At 55.2% G+C, this 24,335-nt stretch carries 19 protein-coding genes; 17 read left to right on the top strand and 2 right to left on the bottom strand.

Annotated elements, in window-relative coordinates; genetic code table 11:
* Positions 1–87: 87 nt before the first annotated feature.
* Entirely contained in the window at positions 88–2,253 is a 2,166-nt protein-coding gene (locus tag ACFWUB_RS03325; RefSeq protein ID WP_416184224.1) for a Tex family protein, read from the bottom strand.
* Between the two features lie 194 nt (positions 2,254–2,447).
* Between ACFWUB_RS03325 and ACFWUB_RS03320 the strand changes: the two genes are divergently transcribed.
* The 11 genes from ACFWUB_RS03320 (at position 2,448) to thiF (ending at position 13,859) form a co-directional block, all read left to right on the top strand.
* On the top strand, positions 2,448–2,858 hold the full coding sequence (locus ACFWUB_RS03320; protein WP_416184223.1) for a Fur family transcriptional regulator: 411 nt from the start codon (positions 2,448–2,450) through the stop codon (positions 2,856–2,858).
* Positions 2,859–2,983: 125 nt separating this feature from the next.
* On the top strand, positions 2,984–3,814 hold the full coding sequence (locus tag ACFWUB_RS03315; RefSeq protein ID WP_292108323.1) for a deoxyribonuclease IV: 831 nt from the start codon (positions 2,984–2,986) through the stop codon (positions 3,812–3,814).
* A gap of 19 nt (positions 3,815–3,833) precedes the next feature.
* Positions 3,834–4,979, top strand: a complete 1,146-nt coding sequence (locus ACFWUB_RS03310; RefSeq protein WP_301877375.1) for an exonuclease SbcCD subunit D — start codon at positions 3,834–3,836, stop codon at positions 4,977–4,979.
* Positions 4,976–8,020, top strand: coding sequence for an AAA family ATPase (locus tag ACFWUB_RS03305; protein WP_416184222.1), 3,045 nt, complete (start codon positions 4,976–4,978; stop codon positions 8,018–8,020). The genes ACFWUB_RS03310 and ACFWUB_RS03305 overlap by 4 nt, the downstream gene beginning before the upstream one ends.
* 52 nt (positions 8,021–8,072) lie before the next feature.
* Positions 8,073–8,555: a YbaK/EbsC family protein gene (locus ACFWUB_RS03300; RefSeq protein ID WP_416184221.1), complete on the top strand. Its 483-nt coding sequence runs from the start codon at positions 8,073–8,075 to the stop codon at positions 8,553–8,555.
* 19 nt (positions 8,556–8,574) lie between these two features.
* Entirely contained in the window at positions 8,575–8,937 is a 363-nt protein-coding gene (locus tag ACFWUB_RS03295) for a VOC family protein (RefSeq protein WP_020311321.1), read from the top strand.
* 3 nt (positions 8,938–8,940) lie between these two features.
* Positions 8,941–9,651: a ThiF family adenylyltransferase gene (locus tag ACFWUB_RS03290; RefSeq protein WP_416184220.1), complete on the top strand. Its 711-nt coding sequence runs from the start codon at positions 8,941–8,943 to the stop codon at positions 9,649–9,651.
* A gap of 258 nt (positions 9,652–9,909) precedes the next feature.
* Positions 9,910–12,060, top strand: coding sequence for an anaerobic ribonucleoside-triphosphate reductase (gene nrdD, locus ACFWUB_RS03285; protein ID WP_416184219.1), 2,151 nt, complete (start codon positions 9,910–9,912; stop codon positions 12,058–12,060).
* A gap of 13 nt (positions 12,061–12,073) precedes the next feature.
* A complete protein-coding gene (gene nrdG, locus ACFWUB_RS03280) occupies positions 12,074–12,580 on the top strand; it encodes an anaerobic ribonucleoside-triphosphate reductase activating protein (protein WP_020311325.1) in 507 nt (168 codons plus the stop codon).
* A gap of 203 nt (positions 12,581–12,783) precedes the next feature.
* Positions 12,784–12,948, top strand: coding sequence for a hypothetical protein (locus ACFWUB_RS03275; protein WP_020311326.1), 165 nt, complete (start codon positions 12,784–12,786; stop codon positions 12,946–12,948).
* Positions 12,949–13,061: 113 nt separating this feature from the next.
* On the top strand, positions 13,062–13,859 hold the full coding sequence (gene thiF, locus ACFWUB_RS03270) for a sulfur carrier protein ThiS adenylyltransferase ThiF (RefSeq protein WP_020311327.1): 798 nt from the start codon (positions 13,062–13,064) through the stop codon (positions 13,857–13,859).
* Between the two features lie 263 nt (positions 13,860–14,122).
* Here the strand turns inward: thiF and ACFWUB_RS03265 are convergent, their stop codons facing one another.
* A complete protein-coding gene (locus tag ACFWUB_RS03265) occupies positions 14,123–15,340 on the bottom strand; it encodes an AIPR family protein (protein WP_299721575.1) in 1,218 nt (405 codons plus the stop codon).
* 117 nt (positions 15,341–15,457) lie between these two features.
* Between ACFWUB_RS03265 and ACFWUB_RS03260 the strand changes: the two genes are divergently transcribed.
* The 6 genes from ACFWUB_RS03260 to ACFWUB_RS03235 all read left to right on the top strand — a co-directional run bounded on the left by ACFWUB_RS03260 (position 15,458) and on the right by ACFWUB_RS03235 (position 24,013).
* On the top strand, positions 15,458–15,748 hold the full coding sequence (locus tag ACFWUB_RS03260) for a hypothetical protein (RefSeq protein ID WP_299721576.1): 291 nt from the start codon (positions 15,458–15,460) through the stop codon (positions 15,746–15,748).
* 1,297 nt (positions 15,749–17,045) lie between these two features.
* Complete coding sequence (gene rplM / locus ACFWUB_RS03255; RefSeq protein WP_020311348.1) at positions 17,046–17,486, top strand: 50S ribosomal protein L13; 441 nt, start codon at positions 17,046–17,048, stop codon at positions 17,484–17,486.
* A gap of 22 nt (positions 17,487–17,508) precedes the next feature.
* Positions 17,509–17,901 (top strand): 30S ribosomal protein S9, encoded by a 393-nt coding sequence (gene rpsI, locus ACFWUB_RS03250; RefSeq protein WP_020311347.1) that lies wholly within the window; start codon positions 17,509–17,511, stop codon positions 17,899–17,901.
* 289 nt (positions 17,902–18,190) lie between these two features.
* A complete protein-coding gene (locus ACFWUB_RS03245) occupies positions 18,191–19,294 on the top strand; it encodes an iron-containing alcohol dehydrogenase family protein (RefSeq protein WP_416184218.1) in 1,104 nt (367 codons plus the stop codon).
* A 142-nt stretch (positions 19,295–19,436) separates the two neighbouring features.
* Positions 19,437–21,629 (top strand): DUF3656 domain-containing U32 family peptidase, encoded by a 2,193-nt coding sequence (locus ACFWUB_RS03240; RefSeq protein ID WP_416184217.1) that lies wholly within the window; start codon positions 19,437–19,439, stop codon positions 21,627–21,629.
* Between the two features lie 20 nt (positions 21,630–21,649).
* Positions 21,650–24,013, top strand: coding sequence for an endonuclease MutS2 (locus tag ACFWUB_RS03235; protein ID WP_292108135.1), 2,364 nt, complete (start codon positions 21,650–21,652; stop codon positions 24,011–24,013).
* Positions 24,014–24,335 lie beyond the last annotated feature (322 nt).

The following is a 24,335-nucleotide window of genomic DNA, read 5'->3' as shown; positions in this document are numbered from 1 at the left end:
TCGCCCCTACAGAAAAGCTTTAAATTTAAAGCCATCTGCTAACCCCTAAAAAGGAGCTGTCGCAATGCGACAGCTCCTTTTTCACACTCATTTCTTCACTTTTTTCATGGACAGGCCGATGCGGCCGCGGGCGGCGTCGACGCTGATGATTTCGGCTTCGACGATGTCGCCGGCGTGGACGACGTCCGTCGGATGGCGGAAGGGATGCCGGCTCAGCTGGGAGCGGTGGACCAGTCCCGGCGTCTTGAGGCCAAAGTCGACGAAGGCGCCGAAGTCGACGACGTTCTGGACCGTGCCGCGGACGACGGAGCCAATCTGCAGGTCTGACAGGGACAGGACGTGGCGGCGCGTCAGCGGTTTCGGGAAGTCGCTGCGGACGTCGCGGCCGGGCTTGCGCAGTTCTTCCAGGATGTCTTTGATCGTCGGCTCACCGGCGCCGAGAGAGGTGGCCAGTTTGGGAGCGGCGTTCATCTGGATCTTATCGCGCAGGATGGCTAATTTTTCCGGGTCCTTGAGCTCGTCATGGCTCAGGCCGTAGTGGCCGGCTATCTTTTCGGCCAGGCCGTATGATTCGGGATGGACCGACGTGTTGTCCAGGGGCTCCGTCCCGTCCTTGATGCGCAGGAAACCGGCGCACTGGGTGAACGTCGCCGGGCCCAGGCGGGGGACGTTGAGCAGGTCCTGCCGGTTCTGGAAGGGGCCGTTCTCGTTGCGGTAGGCGACGATATTGCCTGCCGTCGCCGCCGTCAGGCCGGCGATGTGCTGCAAGAGGGCCGGCGATGCCGTGTTGAGGTCGACGCCGACGTAGTTGACGACAGACGTGACGACCTGGTCCAGGGCGGCCGACAGGGCTTTCTGGTTGACATCGTGCTGATACTGGCCGACGCCGATGGCCCGCGGGTCGATCTTGACCAATTCGGCCAGAGGGTCCTGGATGCGGCGGGCGATGGAAACGGCGCCGCGGATGGTGACGTCCAGGTCCGGCAGTTCCTCCCGGGCCAGGTCCGATGCGGAATAGACGGACGCGCCGGCTTCGTTGGCGATGACGTAGCGGCATTTCAGGTGATAGGCTTCGATGAGATGGGATACGAATTGTTCCGTTTCATACGAGGCCGTCCCGTTGCCGATGGAAATGAGGGTGACGCCGTGGCGGCGTATCATGTTGGCCAGGCTGACGGCGCTCTGGTGTTTCTGCTGTTCCGAGTGGGTCAGGTAGTACGTGCCGTAGTCGAGGACCTGTCCCGTCGCGCTGATGACGGCGGCCTTGCAGCCCGTCCGGAAGCCCGGGTCCAGGCCCAGGATGATCTGGCCGGCAAAGGGCGGCTGCAACAAGAGGTGGCGCAGGTTTTCGGCAAAGACGTCGATGGCCTGCTTTTCGGCCTGCGCCGTCAGTTCGTTGCGGATTTCCCGTTCCATCTGCGGCGAAATGAGGCGCTTGTAACTGTCGGCGGCGGCGTCGCGCAGGATCTGATCATACGGCGACGGCCTGGTGATGACCAGCTGGCAGAGCATGGCGATGTGGCGGTCTGCCGGCTCCTTCAAGGTGACTTTCAGTTTCTTTTCGTTTTCGCCGCGGTTGATGGCCAGGATGCGGTAGCTCGGGATGCGGGCGATGCGTTCGCTGAAATCGGCGTAGGTCAGCATGGGGCCGGCTTCGCTCTCTTCGACTTGCAGGCTGCAGGTCAGGCGGGCCTGGTGCCACAGGTCGCGGCGCAGGATGCGGCGGAAATCGGCCCGTTCGGAAAAGCGTTCGGCCAGGATATTGGCAGCGCCCTGGATGGCGTCTTCGACGGAAGGCACCTCGTCGGTGAGGTAGGCCTGAGCGGCTTTTTCCGGCGCCGGGCCGTTGGCTTTTTGCGACAGGAACAGGTCGGCCAGGGGTTCCAGGCCGGCTTCGCGGGCCATGGAGGCTTTCGTCCGTTTTTTCGGCTTATACGGCAAATATAGGTCTTCTACGTCCTGGAGCTGTCGGGCCGCTTCCAGTTCCTCGGCCAGTTCGTTGTTCCAGCAGCCCTGGTCGATGATGGACTGGCGGACCGTTTTCTTGCGGCTGGCCAGGGCCTGTTCATAGTCATATTGCTCCTGGATGCAGCGGAGTTGGACTTCATCGAGGCTCCCCGTCGCTTCTTTCCGGTAGCGGGCGATAAAAGGGATGGTATTGCCCTGTGCAAAGAGGGAAAGGGCAGATTGGACTTGGGATGGCTGTATACCCAGGGTCCTGGCGATTTCAGCGATCATCGTTTCCTCTGTCATGATTACCTTCCTTCCTAACTGAATAATTAATATTACTTATTATGTAAGAAAAATTTCCCATAAAGCATTGAAATTTTTCTTGATAACCGTTACAATATAATACAGGATACTCTCCAGTATTCTATATGATTCAAAGCTAGAATAAAGCTAGAATATCTTATTATACCACAGTTTTCCAAGAAAGGGGGATAAAAATGGAAATTGCTGAAGTTTTGCGAAAAAACGGCTATAAAGTCACACCGCAGCGCCTGGCTGTGTACGAAGCCATTAACCACAATCCGACGCATCCCAATGCCGAGGCGATTTATGAGATATTGCAGCCCAATTATCCGTCCATGAGTCTGGCCACGGTCTATAAGACCATGGAAATCTTTGCCAAGATCGGCGTAGTCCAGGTATTGCAATGTGCCGAAGATGCCCATCGTTATGATTATAATACGACGCCTCATGCCCATATCCGTTGTGAAAAGTGCAACCGCGTCATCGATATCGACATGGACCAGGAGGGGCTGCGTAAGGCCGCTGCCGAACAGAGCGGCTTCGTCGTCAATGGCGTCAGTATTTCGTTCGTTGGTATTTGCCCGGATTGCCGGGAAAAATCGTAAGTCTTTGATTTTGATTTGATTTTGATTTTGAATAGAGTCTAGGGACAGGGGGCTGCTGCATGAGGCCGGACGGGCTTTGTGCGGCAGCCTTTTTTTGTTATCCGTCGCCAGGAGGAAGAAAAAATATGTTACATATTGGATGTCATTTATCGGTTTCACAAGGATTTTTGCACATGGGTGACGAAGCTTTATCTATAGGGGCAGATACGTTCCAGTTCTTCTCCCGCAATCCCCGCGGCAGCGGCGTCCGCAAACTGGACGTCGACGATATACAGGCCCTGAACCAGCTCATGGCAGCCCATCACTTCGCGCCCATCCTGGCCCATGCGCCGTATACCCTGAACGGCTGCTCGAAGACGGCCAAGACGCGGGATTTCGCCCGCCAGGCCATGGCCGACGACCTGCGCCGCCTGGAATACGTCGACAACTGCCGCTACAATTTCCATCCCGGCAGCCACGTCGGCCAGGGCGCTGAAACGGGTATCGCCCTCATTGCCGACATGCTCAACACCTGTATGTTCCCCGGCCAGAAGACGACGGTCCTCCTGGAAACCATGGCCGGCAAGGGGACGGAAGTGGGCCGGACCTTTGAAGAACTGGCGGCCATCATCGACAAAGCGGCCATGAACGATAAAATCGGCGTCTGCCTCGATACGTGCCACGTCTTTGACGGCGGCTACGATATCGTCCACCATCTGGACGACGTATTGACGACTTTTGATAAGGTCATCGGCCTGGACCGGTTGAAAGCCGTCCACGTGAACGATAGCAAGAACGAGCTGGCCAGCCACAAGGACAGGCATGAAAAAATCGGCCAGGGCCACATCGGCCTCGAAGCCTTCCGGGCCATCGTCAATCATCCGGCCCTGCGGGACCTGCCCTTTTATCTGGAAACACCCAACGATATGGCAGGCTATGCCCGGGAAATCGCCCTGCTGCGGTCGCTGCAGCAGTAGCTTGGTAAGGAGGTATTCTATGCGTATCTTACATACAGCCGACTGGCATTTAGGAAAATTATTCTATGGGAACTATCTGACCGAAGACCAGGCCTACGTCCTGGAGCAGCAGCTCCTGCCCATGATACGGGACGAGGGCATCGACGCCGTTGTCCTGGCTGGCGACGTCTATGACCGCAGCCTGCCGCCGGCCGAAGCGGTGGAACTCTTCGACGACGTGGCCACGCGGATCACGGCGGACCTGCACGTTCCCTTCCTGGTCATCAGCGGCAACCACGACAGCCCGGCCCGCCTGTCCTTTGCCAGCCGCCTCCTGGCGCCGCAGGGCCTCTATATGGCCGGTGAACTGGAGCGCCTCACGGGCCCGGTCATCCTGGAAGATGAGGCCGGCTCGGTCGCCTTCCTGACCGTTCCCTATGCCGAACCGGCCGTCGTCCGCCAGTGCCTCGGCCAGGACGAGGTCCGTAGCCATCAGCAGGCCATGGAGGCCCTCCTCGGCTGGCAGGGCAGCCAGGTCACGGACGGCGTGCGCACGGTCTGCGTCGCCCATGCCTTCGTCGCCGGCGGCGTAGCCAGTGATTCGGAACGGCCCTTGTCCATCGGCGGGACGGACCAGGTGACGAGCGGCCTCTTTGCGCCGTTCAGCTATACGGCCCTGGGCCATCTCCACGGGCCGCAGAAAGTCACGAGCGATACCATCCGCTATGCCGGCAGCCTGCTCAAATACTCGTTCGGCGAAGCGCGCCAGCATAAAGGCGCCGTCATCGCCGACATCGGGCCCGACGGGAAAGTGGACCTGGCCTTCCGGGATTTCGTGCCGCGCCACGACGTGCGCATCGTCAGCGGAACCTTCGAGGCCATCATGGCGGCCGATGACGACAGGCCGGACGACTTCATCCTGGCCCGCCTCGACGACAGCCAGCCCATCCTCGACGGCATGGCCCGCCTGCGGCGCAAATACCCCAATGCCATGGCGATGGAAATGCCCAACCGCAATACCCGGGCCGCAGGACAGCGCGATTTCGACGTACAGCAGGTGACGGAACAGGAACTGTTCACCAGCTTCGCCCAGGCCATGCGGCCCGACCAGCCCCTGACCGAAGCCGAGCAGGACTGCGTCCGCACCTTGTGGGATGAATTAGAAAAGGGAGGCAGCCTGTTATGATTCCGATTTACTTAGAAATGACGGCCTTTGGCCCCTATGCCGGTCAGGAAATCGTCGACTTCCGCGAACTGGGCGACCATAAACTCTTCCTCATCTATGGGCCGACGGGTTCCGGCAAGACGACAATCCTCGATGCCATGTGCTATGCCCTCTACGGCAGTACCAGCGGCGACAGCCGCACTGGCGCCCACATGCGCAGCGAATACGCGCCGCCTCAGGAAGCGACGGCCGTGTCCTTCCGCTTTGCCATCGGCCGGAAATACTACCGCATCGACCGCAGCCCGGAACAGGAAATCGCCAAGAAGCGCGGCACAGGCCTGAAGAAAGCCGCGGCCCACGCGTCCTTATATGAAACGGACGAAGACGGCGGCCAGGAACAGCTCGTAGCCGCCAAGAACGTGACGGCGGCCGTCGAAAGGCTGCTGGGCTTCCAGGCCGACCAGTTCCGCCAGGTCGTCCTCCTGCCGCAGGGCGACTTCCGCAAGCTCCTCCTGGCCGGTTCCAGTGAACGCCAGCAGATCATGCAGACCCTCTTCCATACCCAGCGCTACGCGCGGCTCCAGGAACTGGCCAAAGCCCGCTACGACGCCCTGGCCAGCCAGTATGAGCAGGTACGCCAGCGGCGGGAACAGTGCCTGGCCGACCTGGGCATCGCCAGCGAAGAAGAGCTGCCGGATAAAGAGAAGGCCTGGCAGGATAAAAGCGCCGCCGTCGATGCACAGTGGCGCGAGGCCGAAGGCCGGCGCAAGACCTGTCAGGCCGCCTTCCAGGCCGCCCAGACCTTGGAAAATCACTGGCTCCTGCGGGACCAGAAGCGCCGGGAAGCGGCGCAGCTCCAGGACCAGGCCGGCCAGTTCCAGGAAAAGCGGGACACCATCGCCATCCTGCGCCAGGCGGAAATCCTGGCCGAACCGTGCCGTCATCTCGATGACCTGGAAAAAGAGGGTAAAGAGGCCCTTAAGGCGGCTGAAAAAGCCCGTAAGCTGGCCGAGAAGGCTGAGAAGGACCTGGCCGAAGCCCAGCGGCAGCTGGCGGTCCTTTCGGCCCGTGAGAGCGGTTATAAGGCAGCCTGCGAAGAACGGGTCCAGCTGACAGGCCTGCAGGAAAAAGCCGGCTCCTACCGGGACTGCTGCCTGGAAGAAGAACGGTGCCGCAAGGCGGCAGGCGAAGCCGAACGGCGCTGGAACCAGGTGCGGCAGAAAAAGGAAGCAGAAAAACAGGCCCTCGACAAGGCCCGGGAAGCCGTCGCCGGCCTGGCCGAACAGGCCGTAGCGGCGGAACAGGCCAAAGCCCGCTGGCAGGCCCTGAGCGACCGGCTTCAGCGCGAAGGCCAGGCCGCTTCCCTGGAAGAGCAGCTGAAAGAGGCCGGGAAACAATGGCAGCACAGTCAGAACTTCCTGGAAAAAGCCGCCGCCAAGGCAAGGGACGAACGCGTGGCCTATGAAAGTGTCCGGGCCCTGTTCCTCCAGGCCCAGGCCGCCGTCCTGGCGTCGGAACTGGAAGAAGGGAAACCCTGCCCGGTCTGCGGCTCGGCGGCCCATCCCATGCCGGCCGTGCGCCCGGATTCCCTGCCGGAACGGCGCGACGTCGAACAGCACCAGAAACGGGCCGACGCCAGCGAAGCCAAGCGCCAGCAGTGGGAAGTGACGGCCAAAGCCGATGAGACCCGCCATCAGGCTTTGAAAGAGCAGTACGACGCCCTGCGCCGCCAGTACCCCCAGGACGGGACCCTGGCCGACTGGCAGGACAAGGCCGAACAGGCCCGGAAAGCCATGGAAGACCTGCAGCAGCAGTTACAGGCCGGTGAAGCCCTCAAAAAGGCCGTCGCCGCCGGCCAGGCCCGGCTGAGCCGCTGGGAAAAGGACGAAGAAGCGGCCCGGACGGCAGCCGAACAGGCGCGGACCCTTGCGGCCAAGGCGGCCGAAACGAAGGCCCGCCTGGAAGCGGACCTGCCCGAAGCCTATCGTGACTTGAAGGCCCTGCAGCAGCGCCTGGATGCCTTGGGCAAGGCCATTACAGCCTACGAAAAGGACTTGCAGCAGTACCGCGACGCCGTCGTCGCCGGCGAACGCCAGGCTGCCAAGCAGCAGCAGGAAGCGCAGAACTGGCAGCACCAGGTCGAAGTGCTGCGGGACCGCTTCAGCCAGGGTGTCCAGGCCCTGCGGGACCGCGTCGTGGCAGCCGGTTTCGAGAGCGTCAAGGCCTGCCGGGCCATGCAGGCTGCAGTCGGCCAGATCCCGGAACTGGAAGCGGCCGTCCGCCAGTACGACACTCAGGTCCAGCAAGTACAGGGCCAGTTGGCCCAGGAAGAAAAGGCTATCGGCAGCCAGCCCCGGCCCGACGTGGCAGCAGCCCGTACGGCCTTGGACGAAGCCGAAAAAGCCAGCCAGGCCTTAGTCGAAGAAAAGGGAAGCCTGACCGCGCAGTATCAGCGCTGGCAGCAGAGCAAAGCCGCCCTGGCCGCCCTGCAGCAGGAAGGCCGGGACCTGACGGAAGAGTATAAGACCGTCGGTGCCGTCTATGAACTCATCGCCGGTAAGCAGACGGGCATCAATTTTGAACGCTACGTCCTCGGTGCCCTCCTCGACGAAGTCCTGGCCGCCGCCAACGGCCGCCTGCAGGGCATGAGCCGCCAGCGCTACAGCCTGCAGCGCTCCCGTTCGTGGGACGACAAGCGGGTCAAACAAATCGGCCTGGACATCGAAGTCTACGACAATTACACGGGCTATGCCCGGCCGGCCAACACCCTGTCCGGCGGCGAAACCTTCCTGGCGTCCCTCTCCCTGGCCCTGGGCCTGGCCGACGTCGTCCAGGCGTATTCCGGCGGCATCCACCTGGATACGATGTTCATCGACGAAGGCTTCGGCACCCTCGACGGGGAAACCCTGGATTATGCCCTGAAGACCCTGGCGTCCCTGCGCAGCGGCGGCCGCCTGGTCGGCATCATCTCCCACGTACCGGAACTGAAGGAACGCATCGACGCCCGCCTGGCCGTCCACAAGACCGACCGGGGCAGTACGTCGTCCTTTGAGTTTGCCTGAGCGCCGTGATTAGTATATAATACGATTATAACGAATTGAGAGGGGGAGCAACGTGTCTATTCAAAAAGTACGCGACTATTTTGCCCGGTGGGGGATGGAAGACCGGGTCATGGAACTCGACCAGTCCAGTGCGACTGTCGAAGAAGCGGCGGCCGCCCTTCATACGGAAGGCCGGCGCATTGCCAAGTCCATGTCTTTCCTCATCGGCGATCATCCGATCCTGGTCCTTTTTGCCGGTGATGCCCGCGTGGACAATCATAAGTTCAAAGAACGGTTCCACAAGAAGGCGACCATGATCAAAGCTGCCGACGTGGAACGGCTCATCGGCCATCCCGTCGGCGGCGTCTGTCCCTTCGCCATTAACGAAGGCGTCGACGTCTTCCTGGACGAATCACTCAAGCGCTTCCAGACCGTCTTTCCGGCCTGCGGCACCGCCAACAGTGCCATCGAACTGACACTGCCCGAACTGGAAACCTATTCCCATGCCAGGGAATGGGTCGACGTATCCAAGGGCTGGCAGGAAGAGAACCAATAAATAAAAAGGGGGTAGTACTATGCAATTCACCTTTAAGCACACCAATTTCAACGTTTTGAATCTCCAGCGCAGCATGGACTTCTACAAAGAAGCCCTGGGCCTGACCGAAGTCAGCCGCATCGAGAACCCGGATTTCACCATCGTCTATCTCGGCGACGGCGTGTCCGACTTCCAGCTGGAACTGACCTGTCTCAAAGACCGCAAGGAACCGTATAACCTCGGCGAAAACGAATTCCACACGGCCTTTGCTGTCAAGGATATGGATGCGGCCCTGGCCAAGCACAAAGACATGGGCTGCGTCGTCTATCAGAACCCGGCCATGGGCATTTATTTCATCGTCGACCCCGACGGCTACTGGCTGGAAATCATTCCGGAGCGCTAGGCCATGAAGAAAGAATATACCCAGCGGACAGCCCGCCTCATCGGCCAGGATAAGGTGGACGAATTAGATACGAAAAAGGTCCTCATCTTCGGCGTCGGCGGCGTCGGCTCGGCTGTCGTCGAAGCCCTGGGCCGGGCCGGTGTGGGCCATCTCATCCTGGTCGATGCCGACGTCTTCGACCCGTCTAATGTCAACCGCCAGCTCGGGGCGACGGTCCAGACCATTGGCCGGCCGAAAGTTGAAGTCATGAAGGAACGCCTCTTGTCCATCAATCCCGACATCGACGTCGAGACCCATGCGACGTTCTATCTGCCTGAAAGCCATCAGGGCTTCATCGCTAATTCCGGGGCCGATTACGTCGTCGATGCCGTCGATACGATGAGCGCCAAGATCGCCATCATCGACGAAGCCTATCACAGCGGCATCCCCGTCGTGTCCTCCATGGGGGCCGGGAATAAGCTCCATCCGGAATATTTCCAGCTCGATTACATCGAAAAGACCAGCGTCGATCCCCTGGCCAAGATCATGCGCCGGGAACTGAAGAAGCGCCGTATCCGCCGCATCAAGGTGGCCTATTCGACGGAAGTCCCGCATAAACCCTTCTCGGACAGCGATGAAGTGCGCCCCAGTCCGGGCAGCATTTCCTTTGTCCCGTCGACGGCGGGCATGATCCTGGCCGGTGCCGTCGTGCGCGACCTCCTGAATCTGGATTAAAAGAAAATTTTTGCTAGTTATACACAAAGGCTGCGTCTATAGAAGCGCAGCTCTTGTGTTGTCCTTTCAAGGCCTGCCAGCCATTTTGATAAAAACTAACCTTAACTTGTCCACAACATGATGGAGTATGTACACGTTGACATTCGCTACTATATATAGTATCATAGGGCATGTGAAAAACGGACCCTGTACCATATATCTTGTAGCAGGTATGGGAAAATGTACAATTTGTATACTATATACTGTGGAGGTAGACATATGTTAGAAGTAATCAAGCGCAATGGAGAACGAGTGCCCTTCAATCGAGATAAGATCACCGTAGCGATTGAAAAGGCCATGAACAGCAGCAGCGGTATTTACGAAGAAGGGCAGGCTGCCAAGATTGCCGGTGAAATCGAAGCGTATGCTGCTTCCATCCAGAAGGACCTGACCATTTACGCCATCGAAGACCAGGTCTACTACCGTTTGTTGAAATACAACAATCCGGCCACGGCCAGGGCTTACGAAAACTACAAGACCATCCAGGCCTTCAAGCGCCAGACCAATACGACCGACGACGATGTCTTTGGCCTGCTGAACAACACCAACCTGGAAGTCCTCGACGAAAACTCCAATAAGAACGGCCACGTCGTATCGACGCAGCGCGACCTCATCGCCGGCGAAGTGTCCAAGGACATTGCCCGCCGCAAACTGATCCCGGCCGACATCGTCCAGGCCCACGACAGCGGCGCCATCCATTTCCACGACATGGACTACATCATTCAGCCCATGTTCAACTGCTGTCTCATCAACCTGGAAGACATGCTGGCCAACGGCACGGTCATCAACGGCAAGAAAATCGATACGCCGAAATCCTTCCAGGTCGCCTGCACGGTGACGACGCAGATCATCGCCCAGGTCGCCAGCGGCCAGTACGGCGGCCAGTCCATCAACGGCATCGACCGCATCCTGGCACCGTACGTCCGCAAGTCCTTCAAGAAGTACATGAAAGCCGTCGTCGAAGAACAGCGTGAAGTCTACGGCATCGAACCGGATATGGAAAAGGCTGAAGAAATCGCCTGGAAGCGGACGAAGAAGGAAATCAAGGACGGCATCCAGACCATCCAGTACCAGATCAACACACTCATGACGACCAACGGCCAGGCGCCGTTCGTCACGCTCTTCATGTATTTCCAGCCGGACTACGAATACGCCAGGGAAGCGGCCCTCATCGACGAAGAATTGCTGCGCCAGCGCATCCAGGGCATCAAGAACGAAGCCAACGTCTACGTCACGCCGGCCTTCCCGAAACTCATTTACGTCCTGGACGAACACAACGTCCGCGAAGGCAGCCCGTACTTCTATTTGACCAAGCTGGCCGCTGAATGTACGGCGAAACGCATGTATCCCGACTATATTTCGGCCAAGAAGATGCGCGAATCCTATGAAGGCAACGTCTTCAGCCCCATGGGCTGCCGCTCCTTCCTCAGCCCCTGGAAAGATGAAAAGGGCAACTACCAGTTCGACGGCCGCTTCAACATGGGCGTCGTCTCCATCAACCTGCCGCAGATCGGCATCCTCGCCGACGGCGACGAAGAAAAATTCTTCCAGATCCTCGACAAGCGCCTGGAACTCTGCAAAAAAGCCCTGCTCCTGCGCGTCGACCTCCTCAAGCGCATCACGTCCGACGTATCGCCTATCCACTGGCAGTACGGCGCCATTGCCCGCCTGAAGCCCGGTGAAACCATTGAAAAATTCATCTACGGCGGCTATGCGACCTTGTCCCTGGGCTACATCGGCATCTACGAAGCGACGGTACTGACCAAGCACTGCTCGCACACGGCGCCGGAAGGCCGGAAATTCGCCATGCGCATCATGGACGACCTCAACGCCCACATTAAGAAGTGGCGGAAGGAAACGAACATCGGCTTCGCCCTCTACGGCACGCCGGCAGAAAACCTGACCAACCTCTTCTGCAAGATCGACAAGGCCCGCTTCGGCTCCATCCCCGACGTCACCGACAAAGGCTACTATACCAACAGCTATCACGTCGACGTCCGCGAACCGATCAACGTCTTCGACAAGTTCTCCTTTGAAGCCGACTTTGAAGACAAATCGACAGGCGGCTGCATCAGCTATGCCGAAATCCCCAACATGACTCATAATATCCCGGCCGTCCTGACCATGGTCCAGTACATCTACGACCACATCACGTACGGCGAATTCAATACCAAACTGGACTACTGCCATGAATGCGGCTTTGACGGCGAAATCATCCTCAACGACGACAACGAATGGGAATGCCCGCGCTGCCACAACAAAGACCGCAACAAATTGACCGTCATCCGCCGGACCTGCGGCTATTTGGGTGAAAATTTCTGGAACGAAGGGCGGACGCAGGAAATCAAGAACCGCGTCCTCCATATCTAAGAGGTGACTTGACTTGCATTATGCACAGATGCGGCAATATGACATTGCCAATGGACCGGGCATCCGCTCGACGATTTTCGTCACCGGCTGCTCACGCCACTGCTTCAACTGTTTCAACCCGGAATACCAGGACCCCAGGGCCGGACAGGAATGGACGGACAAGGAAATGGAACAGCTCCTGTCCTGGCTCAGCGCCCCGACCAACAGCGGCCTGACCCTCCTGGGCGGGGAACCCATGGAAAACACCGACGGCCTGACGCAGATCGTCCAAAACGTCAAACAAGCCATGCCCGATAAATCGGTCTGGGTCTACTCGGGCTTCACCTATGACGAAATCATCCAGGACCCGCAGAAAAAAGCCCTCTTGGACGTCTGTGACGTCCTCGTCGACGGCCCCTTCGTCGACGACCTGAAAGACCCGGGCCTCTACTTCCGCGGTTCCTCGAACCAGCGCGTCATCGACCTCAAAGCGACAAGAACCAGCGGCCAGATCACCCTGGTATGGCCCGACGGCCGCTGATGACAAATAATTAATAAAAATTATCCGTTGATATTATTTACAATGGAAGCCTTTCCTGCTATAATAACTGTAGGGGCGACCACGTGGGGCGCCCGCCACAGACGTGTGGTGCTATCCGTTACCGTATAAATGGAATGCTTTGCGGTCTGCCAGGCTGGCGATTTTGTTCGACGGCCTTGAATTTCAAAAAAGGAGGGCTTCTCATGGTTGTTGAATCGGTGAAAAAAGTTAAGAATATCGTCTCTGAAGTCTTTAAAGGCTATGCCAGCAATTCCAGCGGCGGCTGCTGCGGCGTATCCCTTCCACCGGAAGAACAGCGCCAGCTCAAACGCTTGAAGGAAGGGGCCCAGGCCGAAAAGAAAGATTGACAGGGGCTGTGAAAACGGCTACACTAAGGATATAAGAACAAGACGCACGACGGGGACACCACCTAAGGTGTCAGACGTCGTGCGTTTTTATTTTGTTACGAGGGGTGTATACCATGCAGTTAGTATTGAATGGAAAGAAAATGAATTGTCCCTGTGACCACCTGGAAGACCTGAAAGCCGCCTATGGCAGCGGTCAGGAAATCACTATCGTCAACGGCTTTGCCACGACAGAGAACTTAGCCCTGAAAGAGGGCGATGAAATCTATTTCATCCCCAAAGACCGCCTGCCGCCGAAAGAAGCCCTGGAAGGCATGATGTGTTCCCGCCATACGCCGAAAGTCCACCAGAAAGTCAGCGCCGGCCGCGTCGCCATCTGCGGCCTCGGCGGCCTGGGTTCCAATGCCGCCGTCTACCTGGCCCGGACCGGTGTCGGCCATCTGCACCTCATCGACTTCGATACCGTCGATGCCAGCAACCTCAACCGCCAGTCCTACATGGTCCGCGACCTGGGCCAGCGCAAGACCGACGCCCTGGCCCGGCAGATTGCCGACATCAATCCCTTCATCGACGTCCGCACGGACTTCGTCCGCCTCACCGAAGACAACGTGCCGACCATCCTGAAAGACGACCAGGTCATCTGCGAAGCCTTCGACAATCCCGATGCCAAGACCATGCTCGTCCACACCATCCTGGAACAATGTCCCGATAAATACATCGTCTCCGCCTCGGGTATGGCCGGCTACGGCGACAGTAACGCCATTGAAACAAAAAAAATCACCAGCCACTTCTACATCTGCGGCGACCAGACAAGGAACGCCAAACCCGGCCGCGGCCTCATGGCCCCCAGAGTCGCCATCTGCGCCGGCCACGAAGCCAATTTGATCCTAAAACTCCTGGTCGACGTCTTATAAATGCCTCTCCTCATAGGAGAGGTGGCTCGAAGAGCCGGAGAGGTTTATAAATTTTTAGAGCCCGTTACATTTATCATGTGCGGGCTCTTTTGCTGTATGGCTGGGTTAGATTCTAGAAAATAAGCTATAGAAGACTAGGAGCTCAATGAAAGGGAGCTGGCTACCCAAGGCGGTCTGAGAAATTCTTTGTGAGAGAAGCTGATTATATATGGCACATTGATTGAATGAATAGTTTAGCCCAATTATGATGTGTTTATATTTTGTTAAGGTGTTTGTGTAGTCTTATTCTTTTGTAATAACATTCTTAAAGATTGAGTTTCTACTATTCTATAGTTCGATAACCATAGCTGTTTGTCTTTGCCTGCAAGTTGAGGGTTCGATTGAGTTTCAAATGTATTTTGAGCAAGGCTTTCTCCAACATTTTTCCACATTTGGATAGGGTTAAAAATCCAATTTACAGTTCCTTTATCTTTATCGAATCGAAGAAGACAGCGAAAAGCACCAAAAATCGGATAGATGAATCCTGCTGAGATATTATAAGTTTGATCATAGTGCAAAAAAGATGTTTTTATAGTCTTGCCGTTTTGCAGGGATTCTACTCCTTTTACACTGCCAAACCTTGAATTTTTAATGCCTGCTTTTTCTTTGTATGCCTTATAAAATGAAGGTAGCTCATATTCAATTAAGTCGTATAAGTTTGTCAAGACTGGAAGCTGTTTTGTAAGTGATTTATAGAAGGGGGTTTCGAATGCTTCTTTATAACGTTTAAATACCTGTGCTTTGCCAGAATAACTTTGAACGGGGGCTGTTGAATCATCTGGATATTTTTCAATATCAAAAGCGTACATTAATCGTAATAATTCAGAAACATTGATATCTTTATTTTCATTGTCCTTATAGGCAATATTATTGGAATAAAGTTCATTTGAAATTGCAGATTTTACATCTACAAAGTTATCATCAAGATTGAATAATGCAATATCAGAGACTTGTACAGATGTATTTCTTGCATCAGAAAGTCTTGTAATATTTTGCACATTAGTAATAACTTCTAATCTGACATATTTTTCAATATCGGGGGGGATAGCTTTTCTTTTTTTCATGATTGCTGTGTATGTATGTCCTCCATCTAAAATGCCATAAGAATATTTATCGTCATCAAGTTCCTGGTCTCCCAGATCAATAGTGACTTCTGATTTTTGACTATTAAATACAAGTGACTTTGCAGCAATAACAATACCTCGATTATTGATATAAAAGTCTGTTTCTGGTTCGACTACCGCATTGAGTAAATTTTTGGCAACATGAGTAGTCATTTTAGGTTTTCTTGGATTTACATCCAATGGAATATTGTTAGGAAGGTCTTTCATATTTACTAACAAGTAATAAATTGTTTCAAATTGGCCAGTTTCTCCTCTCTTTTGATAAGGAGAAGGTAATGTTCTAATCATATTTACTCTAAAATTGATAATTTCTTTCATTAATTAGGACTCCCTTCAATTTAATGGCTAAAATTCTTGAATTAATTGCAACATTATTGTATATTATATATAAAAATAAAACAATGATCCATGGTGCCTAATTTATGGAGATGAATAATGGTAGAAAGAAAACAAGATGATCTTAGATTAGTAAAAATTGGTCAATTACTATTAGAAAAAAGAAAATTATTAGGGAAAAATTATTCCTCAAGAGAAAAATTTATATATAGTAGAAGTAAAGAATTATTTGGCGGAAAAGACTGGATATCAATTCGACATTTGACTAATTTAGAACTTGGAAAGAATTTACCAAGTATTAATATGCTTATTACATTATCCTATGCTTATGAAATAGATCCCATAGAACTTTTTAGTGAAATTCTTGCTGTTTATGAAATGGAGGAATAAAGTGAAAAGGTGGAGTGGGTTTGGAAGAATATTGGCGAATACCTAAAAATAGAATGGTGTAAAATAATTAGGGGGAACTTTACGTTGCCTAGTAAGTTGATACAAGGCCTGAACTAAGTCTGCTGAATTTTTTACGGTTTTGGCCTTAGAGACTAAAATACCAAAATTTTCACGCTGTATTTGCCAACTTATATGGCTTCACAGCTTTTGCGGACTGGCATTTTGGTACTTTTTGTAGTGTTAGTCAGTGCTTTTCTTCCTTTTCAATCTGGGACAACAAATAAAACTATAGTATAGTATATAGTGTACAGGATTCGCGGCGGCCTTTTTGGCCCGTCGGGTGCCGACTAGAGGAGGCGCAGGATGGGTGCCAAAACGGACAGCAGTGGCTGGACGCCCTGGGTCGGGGCGTCCCCTACGATAGCCCCGATTGGGGCTTTTCTTTACGAGCTGAAGGTCACCCGAAGCGAACGGCGACCGGCAACCGGCGGGCCGATAGGCTCCAATCTACATTAATGGTTCCTTAAATATTTTGGATTTGGTTCAAAAATGATTAGAAAAGGATTAAGTTTTCCAGAACCGTCCTTTTTCTGTTGTATCATGGAGGTATGGATATATCTGCTCGTTCTGTTTCATATTATAATAAAGAAAAGAATGGTGAATCTGTTGAAAGAAAAATTGACTGCCAACGAAATCCGCTGTCATAGGTATGATTGTATTACGACCATGCGCTGTCCGTCATACATTCCGACTATACATAGGATTCACGGCGGGACGCCCGCCACTGCTGTCCGTTCTGGCAGCCGCCCTGCACCTCCCGATAGTCGGTACCTGGCGGACCAGAAAGGCTCTGGGCGTCCCCTACGGTATCGCATACAGGCGATGGGAGAGAAAGAGGTCACAGATTGCAAAAAAAATACACGGCCACGGCCTTGTGCGTAGGGGCCGACCTTTAACCTCTCAGACCGCCTTTGGCGGCCAGCTCCCCTATAAAGGGAGCCTTGTGCGGCCCGTTGCGAGATTTCATCACAGCCTTTTCGAGTATAATGGTAGGTTTTTACGAGCCACGAGCCACGAATAACGAGCCACGGCCGTTGCCACGAGCCGAGGGTTACTCAAGGCGGCCGGTGGGGCCGTCGGATTCCCACTTGATGAACTAGCAGAAAAAAAGCTTGACAAGGTATGCCTAAATCTGTAAAATGAATAGGTAAGCTTTTCACTTGGACTCCACTTAGCCCCGGAGAAAGAGCACCAAAAGCTTGGTCAGTTAGTTAAATTCAGGGAGGAATCACACAGCATGAAAACTACATTTATGGCCAATGCAGGCAACATCGAACGCAAATGGTTTGTTGTTGATGCTGAAGGCCAGACATTAGGCCGTCTTGCTGCCGAAGTAGCTAAAGTTCTTCGGGGAAAACATAAACCTACTTTTACCCCGCATGTTGATACAGGCGATTATGTAATCGTAGTAAACGCAGCAAAGGTTAAATTAACAGGTAAAAAATTAATCCAGAAAACCTATTTCCATCATTCCGGTTATCCCGGTGGAGCTAAATTCACTCAGGCCGGCCACATGCTCGAAGCACGTCCGGAACGCGTTGTTGAAATGGCAGTTCGCGGTATGCTCCCGAAAAATAAATTGGGTGAACAGATGTATCGTAAACTGAACGTTTATGCAGGTGCTGAACATCCGCATCAGGCTCAGAAACCTGAAGTTTTGAAGTTAAACATTCGCTAATTAATACCGGGAGGAAGATTTCATGGCAGTAGCACAGTACTACGGCACTGGCCGTAGAAAGACATCCGTTGCTAGAGTTCGTCTGGTTCCGGGTCAGGGTAAAATCACAGTCAACAAAAAAGAATTGAACGAATATTTCGGTCGTAAAACACTGGAATTGGTTATTAAACAGCCGCTCGTACTCACAGGCGTAACTGAACAGTACGACGTCATCGCTGACGTTAAGGGTGGCGGCCCGTCCGGCCAGGCCGGCGCAATCCGTCACGGCATCAGCCGTGCCCTTTTGGAAGTCGACGGCGATTTCCGTCAGGCTCTCAAAAAAGCTGGTTTCCTCACACGCGACCCGCGTGAAAAAGAACGCCGTAAATACGGCCTCAAGAAAGCTCGTAAGGCTTCCCAGTTCTCGAAACGTTAATATTTTTCCAAGATATTTTCGTCAAACCTATGCCATTAAAAGAGGCTGTCGCATGTGCGACAGCCTCTTTTTGAGTATCAAGTTTGCAGTTTGTAGTTGTTAGTGAAGGCTTTTAAATTTAAAACCATTTTCTACAAACTACAAACTCCGTACTAAAAACTATAAAATAAAAGAGGCTGTCTTCATATGACAGCCCCTTTTTGAACCCGTCCCGCCACTAGCCCAAGCGGCCTAAAGATGTTAAAATGGATAGGAAATAAGCTGTTTGCTGTGTGAAGGGGGAATCTGCATGTTTACGTATTATATGCCGACGAAGGTATTTTTTGGAAAGGGCTGTATCGCTCAGTCCGGCGAAGTGCTGGCTGATCTGGGACGCAAGGCGCTGCTGGTCACGGGGCGTCATTCGGCCAAGGTGAATGGGTCCCAGGCTGCTGTTGTGGAAAAGCTGGATGAATTGGGGATTTCCTGGTTCCTTTTTGATGAGGTCGAAAATAATCCGTCTGTAGCGACGATCCGCAAGGCCGCTGCGTTGGCCTTGGAAAAGGGCGTCGATTTCGTCATCGGTATCGGCGGCGGTTCGCCCATGGATGCGGCCAAGGCCATCGCCCTGGTCTGCACCAATGAGCTGGATGATGAACAGTTGTTTACCGGGCCGTACCGCAAGCCCTTGCCCATCGTGGCGGTACCGACGACGGCCGGGACGGGCAGTGAAGTGACCAAGGTCAGTGTCCTGACCAATCCCAAGGCCGGGACCAAGCAGTCCATCAATACGCCGCTCATTTTCCCGGTCTATGCCTTTGCCGACCCGGCCTTTACGGACAGTGTGCCCGAAGCCGTCACCATTGATACGGCTGTTGACGCCTTATCCCATGCTATCGAGGGCTATATGTCCACGGCATCGACGCCCATGAGCGATGTCTGGGCGGAAGAAGCCATGCGTTTCCTCGGCGTCCATTTGACGGACCTCAAAGGCGACGTTTCGCCTGTCGTCCGGGAAGACCTGCTCTATGGCTCGACCCTGGCAGGCATCACCATTGCCCAGACGGGGACGACCATGGTCCACAGCATGGGTTATATGCTGACCTATTATAAGGGGCTCAGCCATGGCCGGGCCAATGGCCTGCTCTTGCCGGCGTACATGAAGCTCATGGAAGAAACGATGGCCGATAAGGCAGAAAAGGTCTGGGCCATCCTGGGCCTGGCCGGACTCGATGACTTTACGGCCCTCATGCAGGACCTCATGGGCGATACGGTCGACTTGAGTGATGAAGAAATCGAAAAATTCGTCACCATGACCCTGCCCACCGGCGGCGTCCAGCGGACACCCTACACAGTCACAGCAGAGTTGCTCACTCGTATTTATCAGCAGTTGGCTGGGATACATAAATCGTAAAAGCGTAATTGCCGTATGACGATAGCGCTTTTTGAGTTCGCAGTTTTTAGTTTTTAGTTTGTAGTGAGGGCAAAAATTTAAAACCCAATTTCTACAAACTACAAACTCTATGCTATAAACTATTAAAAGTAGGAGGATTTTCATGGCAGAATTATTAGCCCCGGCAGGCTCTTTAGAAAACGTACTCACGGCCATTGACGCCGGTGCCGATGCCGTTTATTTTGGCGGGAAAGGCTTCAATGCCCGCAAATTTGCTCATAATCTCGACGATGCTGAAATCGGACAGGCTGTCCGGACGGCTCATTTATTTGGCGTAAAAGTCTACGTTACGGTCAACATCCTTATGGCAGACACGGAATTAGAGGCTTTGTCGGCCTATTTGCAGCTCCTCGACTCATTCGGCGTCGATGGAATCATCGTCCAGGACCTGGCCGTAGCCGCTCTGGCCCGGAAAGTCGCACCGGATCTGCCGCTCCACGGCAGTACGCAGATGACCGTGGCCGACTTGGACGGTGTCCGTTTCCTTGAGGCCAATGGCTTCACTCAGGCCGTCTTGTCCCGCGAATTGTCGGCTCAGGAAATCCGCTTCATCTGCTCCCAGTCGTCCATTCCCATTGAAGTCTTCATCCACGGCGCGTCGTGCATGGCCTATTCCGGCCAGTGCCTGATGAGCAGTTTCCTCGGCGGCCGCAGCGGCAACCGCGGTGCCTGTGCCCAGCCCTGCCGTCAGCCTTATACGCTGCTCTGCGATGGCCAACCTGTCATGAAACACGAGGCCTATGTCCTCAGCCTGAAGGATTTGAAATCCCTCGATTATATCGACGACTTGCTCGATGCCGGCGTCACGTCCTTTAAAATCGAAGGCCGCATGAAGGGCGATACGTACGTCCGGACCGTCGTTTCGGCGTACCGCAGGGTCATCGATGCCCATTACCAGAGCCCGCAGCAGCGCAAGGCCGCCCATCGCGAAGCGGAAGCCCTTCTGGAAGGCGCTTTCAACCGCAGTTATCAGGCCGATTTCCTGGGAGATTCCGTCAGCCGCCGCACGTTGACCGAACGCAATCCATCGGGGCGGCAGACGGCTGATGACATGGCCGGCGGATTGACGCGGAAACTTTCCATCTATGGCCACGTCGACACGGAAGACCAGGGGAACCTGCGCCTGACCTTGTGGGATGAAAATGGCCATACTGCCTCGGCTGTAGCCGATTTCCAGCCCGAACCGGCCCGCCAGCGGCCGGCAACGGCCGATTACGTCCAGGGCCAGCTCGGCCGCCTGGGCGATACGCCCTTTGCCCTGGCCAGTGTGACCGTCTGGGATGAAACGCGCATGATCCCGGCCAGCGTCCTCAACGGCCTGCGCCGTCAGGCCGTCCAGGCTTTGACCGAGGCCATCCTGGCGGATTACCCGCGGCCGGCAGCCGGAAAGGCCCGGCAGCGGCAGGCTCCGGACAGGCAGCCTGGGGACAAGGAAGCCATGCAGCTCGTCGTCCGCTGTGACAGTGTCGACGGCGTCGTCGCCGCCGCGGACCAGGGTGCCGACGTCATCATCTTTGGCGGCGAATCGTACCATCATCATCCCTTCGGCACTAAGGCCTGGCAGGCCGCCGTCCAGGCCGCTCATGAACAGGGCGCGGCGCTGTGGGCCGGTACGCCGCGTATTGTCCGCGAAGAGAACCGGCTGGTCGTCCAGAACGAACTGGAACGGGCCATCATGGCCGGCGTCGATGGTATCTATGCCGGTGCCATGGCGGTCTTTGCCATGATAGCCGACTTGAATATTACCGTGCCCGTCCGGGCCGATTGGTCCCTCAATATCTTCAACAGCCAGGCGGCCCGGGCCTATGCATCCTGGGGCTGTACAGCCATTACGGCGTCTGTCGAAGCGACGCTGCGCCAGCTGAAAGAAATGGTCCGCCAGAGCGGCTGTCCCATCGAAGCCGTCGTCCAGGGCCGGGCCGAAATGATGGTCACTGAGTCCTGCGTCATTTCGTCCTTTGCCGGCAAGGGCCAGAAGAAAGGCTGCCCGGGCGTCTGCAACCGCGGTGCCTATGCCCTGCGGGACCGCCGGGACGAAACGTTCCCTGTCGTCACCGACCAGTATTGCCGCAACCACATCCTCAACAGCCGGGATTTGGATATGGCGCCGTATTATAAAGACCTGTGCCGCGCCGGCATCGCCGCCATCCGCATCGAAGGCCGCGGCCGCACGCCGCAGTGGATCGGCCAGCAGGTCAGCCGGTACCGCCGCCTCTGTGACGGTACGGAAACGATGCTCTTAGGCAGGGAAGACCAGACCGTGACGCGCGGTCATTTCTTCCACGGAATCTTATAACAACAGGAGTAATGCTATTTATGAATAAAAGAAGTATGAGGATTTTGGGATTCTACCAGGTCCAGAACATGCTGGTCCGCCTGGCCCCGTCCCGGTTGTCTAAAGAAATCGCCCGCCGCCTGAGACCGGTGAACGATGGCGATGTCATTGAAAAGAACCTGACCGATACGGAAGAAGCCGTCCGCTGCATGCAGACGGAAACGAGTACGCCCTTCGGCGGCATCGTCGATATCCGTCCGTCCCTGGAAAAGGCCAAGCGCGAAGTGACCCTCGATTCCCATGAATGTATCGATATCTGGAATAACCTCCAGCATTATGGGGAAATCCGGTCGTTCTTCGCCGAACGGGGGGCTGAGTATCCCCAGCTGGCCGAACAGGCAGAGGTCATCGGCGATTTTTCCCAGCTTTCTCATTCTTTCGCCACTGTCTTTGACAACAACCGCCAGATCCGCGACAATGCGTCGCCGGAATTGATGCGCCTGCGCAGCCGTATCGTCGAACTGGAACGGCAGACCAAGCGCTATGTCAATAATGTCCTGCAGAACAAGGAATACCAGAAGTATTTCCAGGATGCCCTGGTCACAGTGCGCAACAACCGCTATGTCATCCCCATCAAGCAGGAATACCGCCATGCCTTTCCCGGCATCGTCCACGATACGTCGGCCAGTGGTTCGACGCTCTATGTCGAACCGCTGGCCATCGTCAATGCCAACAACGACCTGCAGGCCGCCCGCATTGGCGAAACGAAGGAAATCGAACGCATTTTCCGCCGCCTGACGGCCAAAGTGCAGCAGCAGTACAATGACTTGTATGACAGCACGAAGTGTGTCGGTCAGCTGGAATTCGCCTTTGCCAAGGCCCAGTTGGCCTTGAAGATGAAAGCCTGCCGTCCGGCTATTTCCAAGACGCGGGAAATCAGGCTCATCCAGGCCCGCCATCCCCTCATCGACGCCAAGCACGTCGTGCCCAATACCATCGTCATCGGCGGCGATTACCGCATCCTGCTCATTACGGGCTCCAACACGGGTGGCAAGACCGTTTCCATGAAGACCCTGGGCCTTTTGGTCCTCATGCATCAGGCCGGCCTGTTCATCCCAGTCGGCGAATCGTCGGAACTGCCCGTCTTCCGCGACGTCTTTTCCGACATCGGCGACGAACAGGATATTTCCCAGAACCTGAGTACCTTTTCCAGCCATATGAAGCAGCTCATCTACATCCTCAAGCACTGCGGGCCGGAAGACCTCATCCTGGCAGACGAACTCGGTTCCGGTACGGACCCGGCCGAAGGCAGTGCCATCGCCATTGCCATCCTCGATGCCTTTTACCAGAAAGGCTCGTATGTCATGGTCACGACCCATTACAATGACCTCAAGAACTATGCCTATAATACGCCGGGCATCGAAAACGGCCACGTCGAGTTCGATATGGAAACGCTGAAGCCGACGTACAAGCTGCGCATCGGCTCGGCCGGCAGTTCCCACGCCTTCAGCATCAGCGAACGCCTGGGCATGCCCAAGGATATCCTGGAAAAAGCCAAAGACCTGCGCAGCAAGGCTCAGGACATGAATATGGAAAAAGTCCTGACCCAGCTCAATGCACAGGCCAAAAAGATGGACGAAGAACAGGCGGAACTGGAATACCGCCTGCGCGAAGCGCGGAAACTGGAAGACGATTTGCGCAAAGAAAAGGACAAGGTCACGTCGAAGCGGCAGGATATCATCGACGCCAGCCGCCGCGATGCCGTCGACCTCAAGCGCAACCTCCGCGTCGAAGCCGAAAAGATTATCCGCGAGCTGAAGGCCCAGTCCAAGGAGGGGACGGACCGGGAAAAGGCCAAGGCCATCGACAAGGCCCGCCGGGCTATCCAGCAGATTTCCCTGCCTGAAGCGGAAAAGCCCCAGCGCGACCCTGTCGACCTGTCGAAATTGAAAGTCGGCCAGCAGGTCTTCGTCAACAACCTGGACAGCGTCGGCACGGTCGAAGACATCGGCAGCAAACAGCTGACCGTCTCCGTCCGGGGCATGACGGTCCGGGTCAAATTCAAAGACGTCAGTGCGCCGTACCTGGACGAATTGAAGAAAGAACAACAGGCCGAAAAGAAAGCCGCTGCCGCCTCGTCGTACCGGCCTATCCGCACGTCCAGCGTGGCCACGGAATTGAACATCATCGGCAAGACCTTCAGCGAAGCCCTGCCGGAAGTAGAACGCTTCCTCGACCAGGCCCTGGCTGCCGGCTTCAGTCCGGTCAAGATCATCCACGGCAAGGGCAGCGGTGCCCTGCGCCGTCAGATCCACGCCTTCCTCGACGACCAGCCGTTCGTCAAGAAATACCAGCTCGACGACGTAGAAGGCGGTGGTGCCGGCGTCACCCTGGTCTATTTCTAAGGAAAGTGGGGGGCTGTCGCACGAAGGTTTTTGCCATCATGCAAGACCCCTCTTACTTTATAGTTTGTAGTATGGAGTTTGTAGTTTGTAGAACGGAGTTTATAGTTTGTAGGGGACGCCCGTGGGCGGCCCGCCCCTACAGAAAAAGGAGCTGTCTTCGTACGACAGCTCCTTTTTTCATGTAATATTTCCTATGCTGACTACGCCATCACCATGGTCGATGAAATCGAAAAGGGCCATCACATCAATCAGCGCATCAGCGTCGTCGGGGCCTAAGTATTCCTGGATCTCCTAAAAAAGAAGCAGCCCACCTTGTCGTAAC

The sequence above is a fragment of the Megasphaera sp. genome (assembly GCF_047831605.1).
Classification (GTDB): Bacteria; Bacillota; Negativicutes; order Veillonellales; family Megasphaeraceae; genus Megasphaera; species Megasphaera intestinihominis.
The sequence above is the reverse complement of the archived record's forward strand: the minus strand, read 5'-3'. Positions and strand labels throughout refer to the sequence as shown.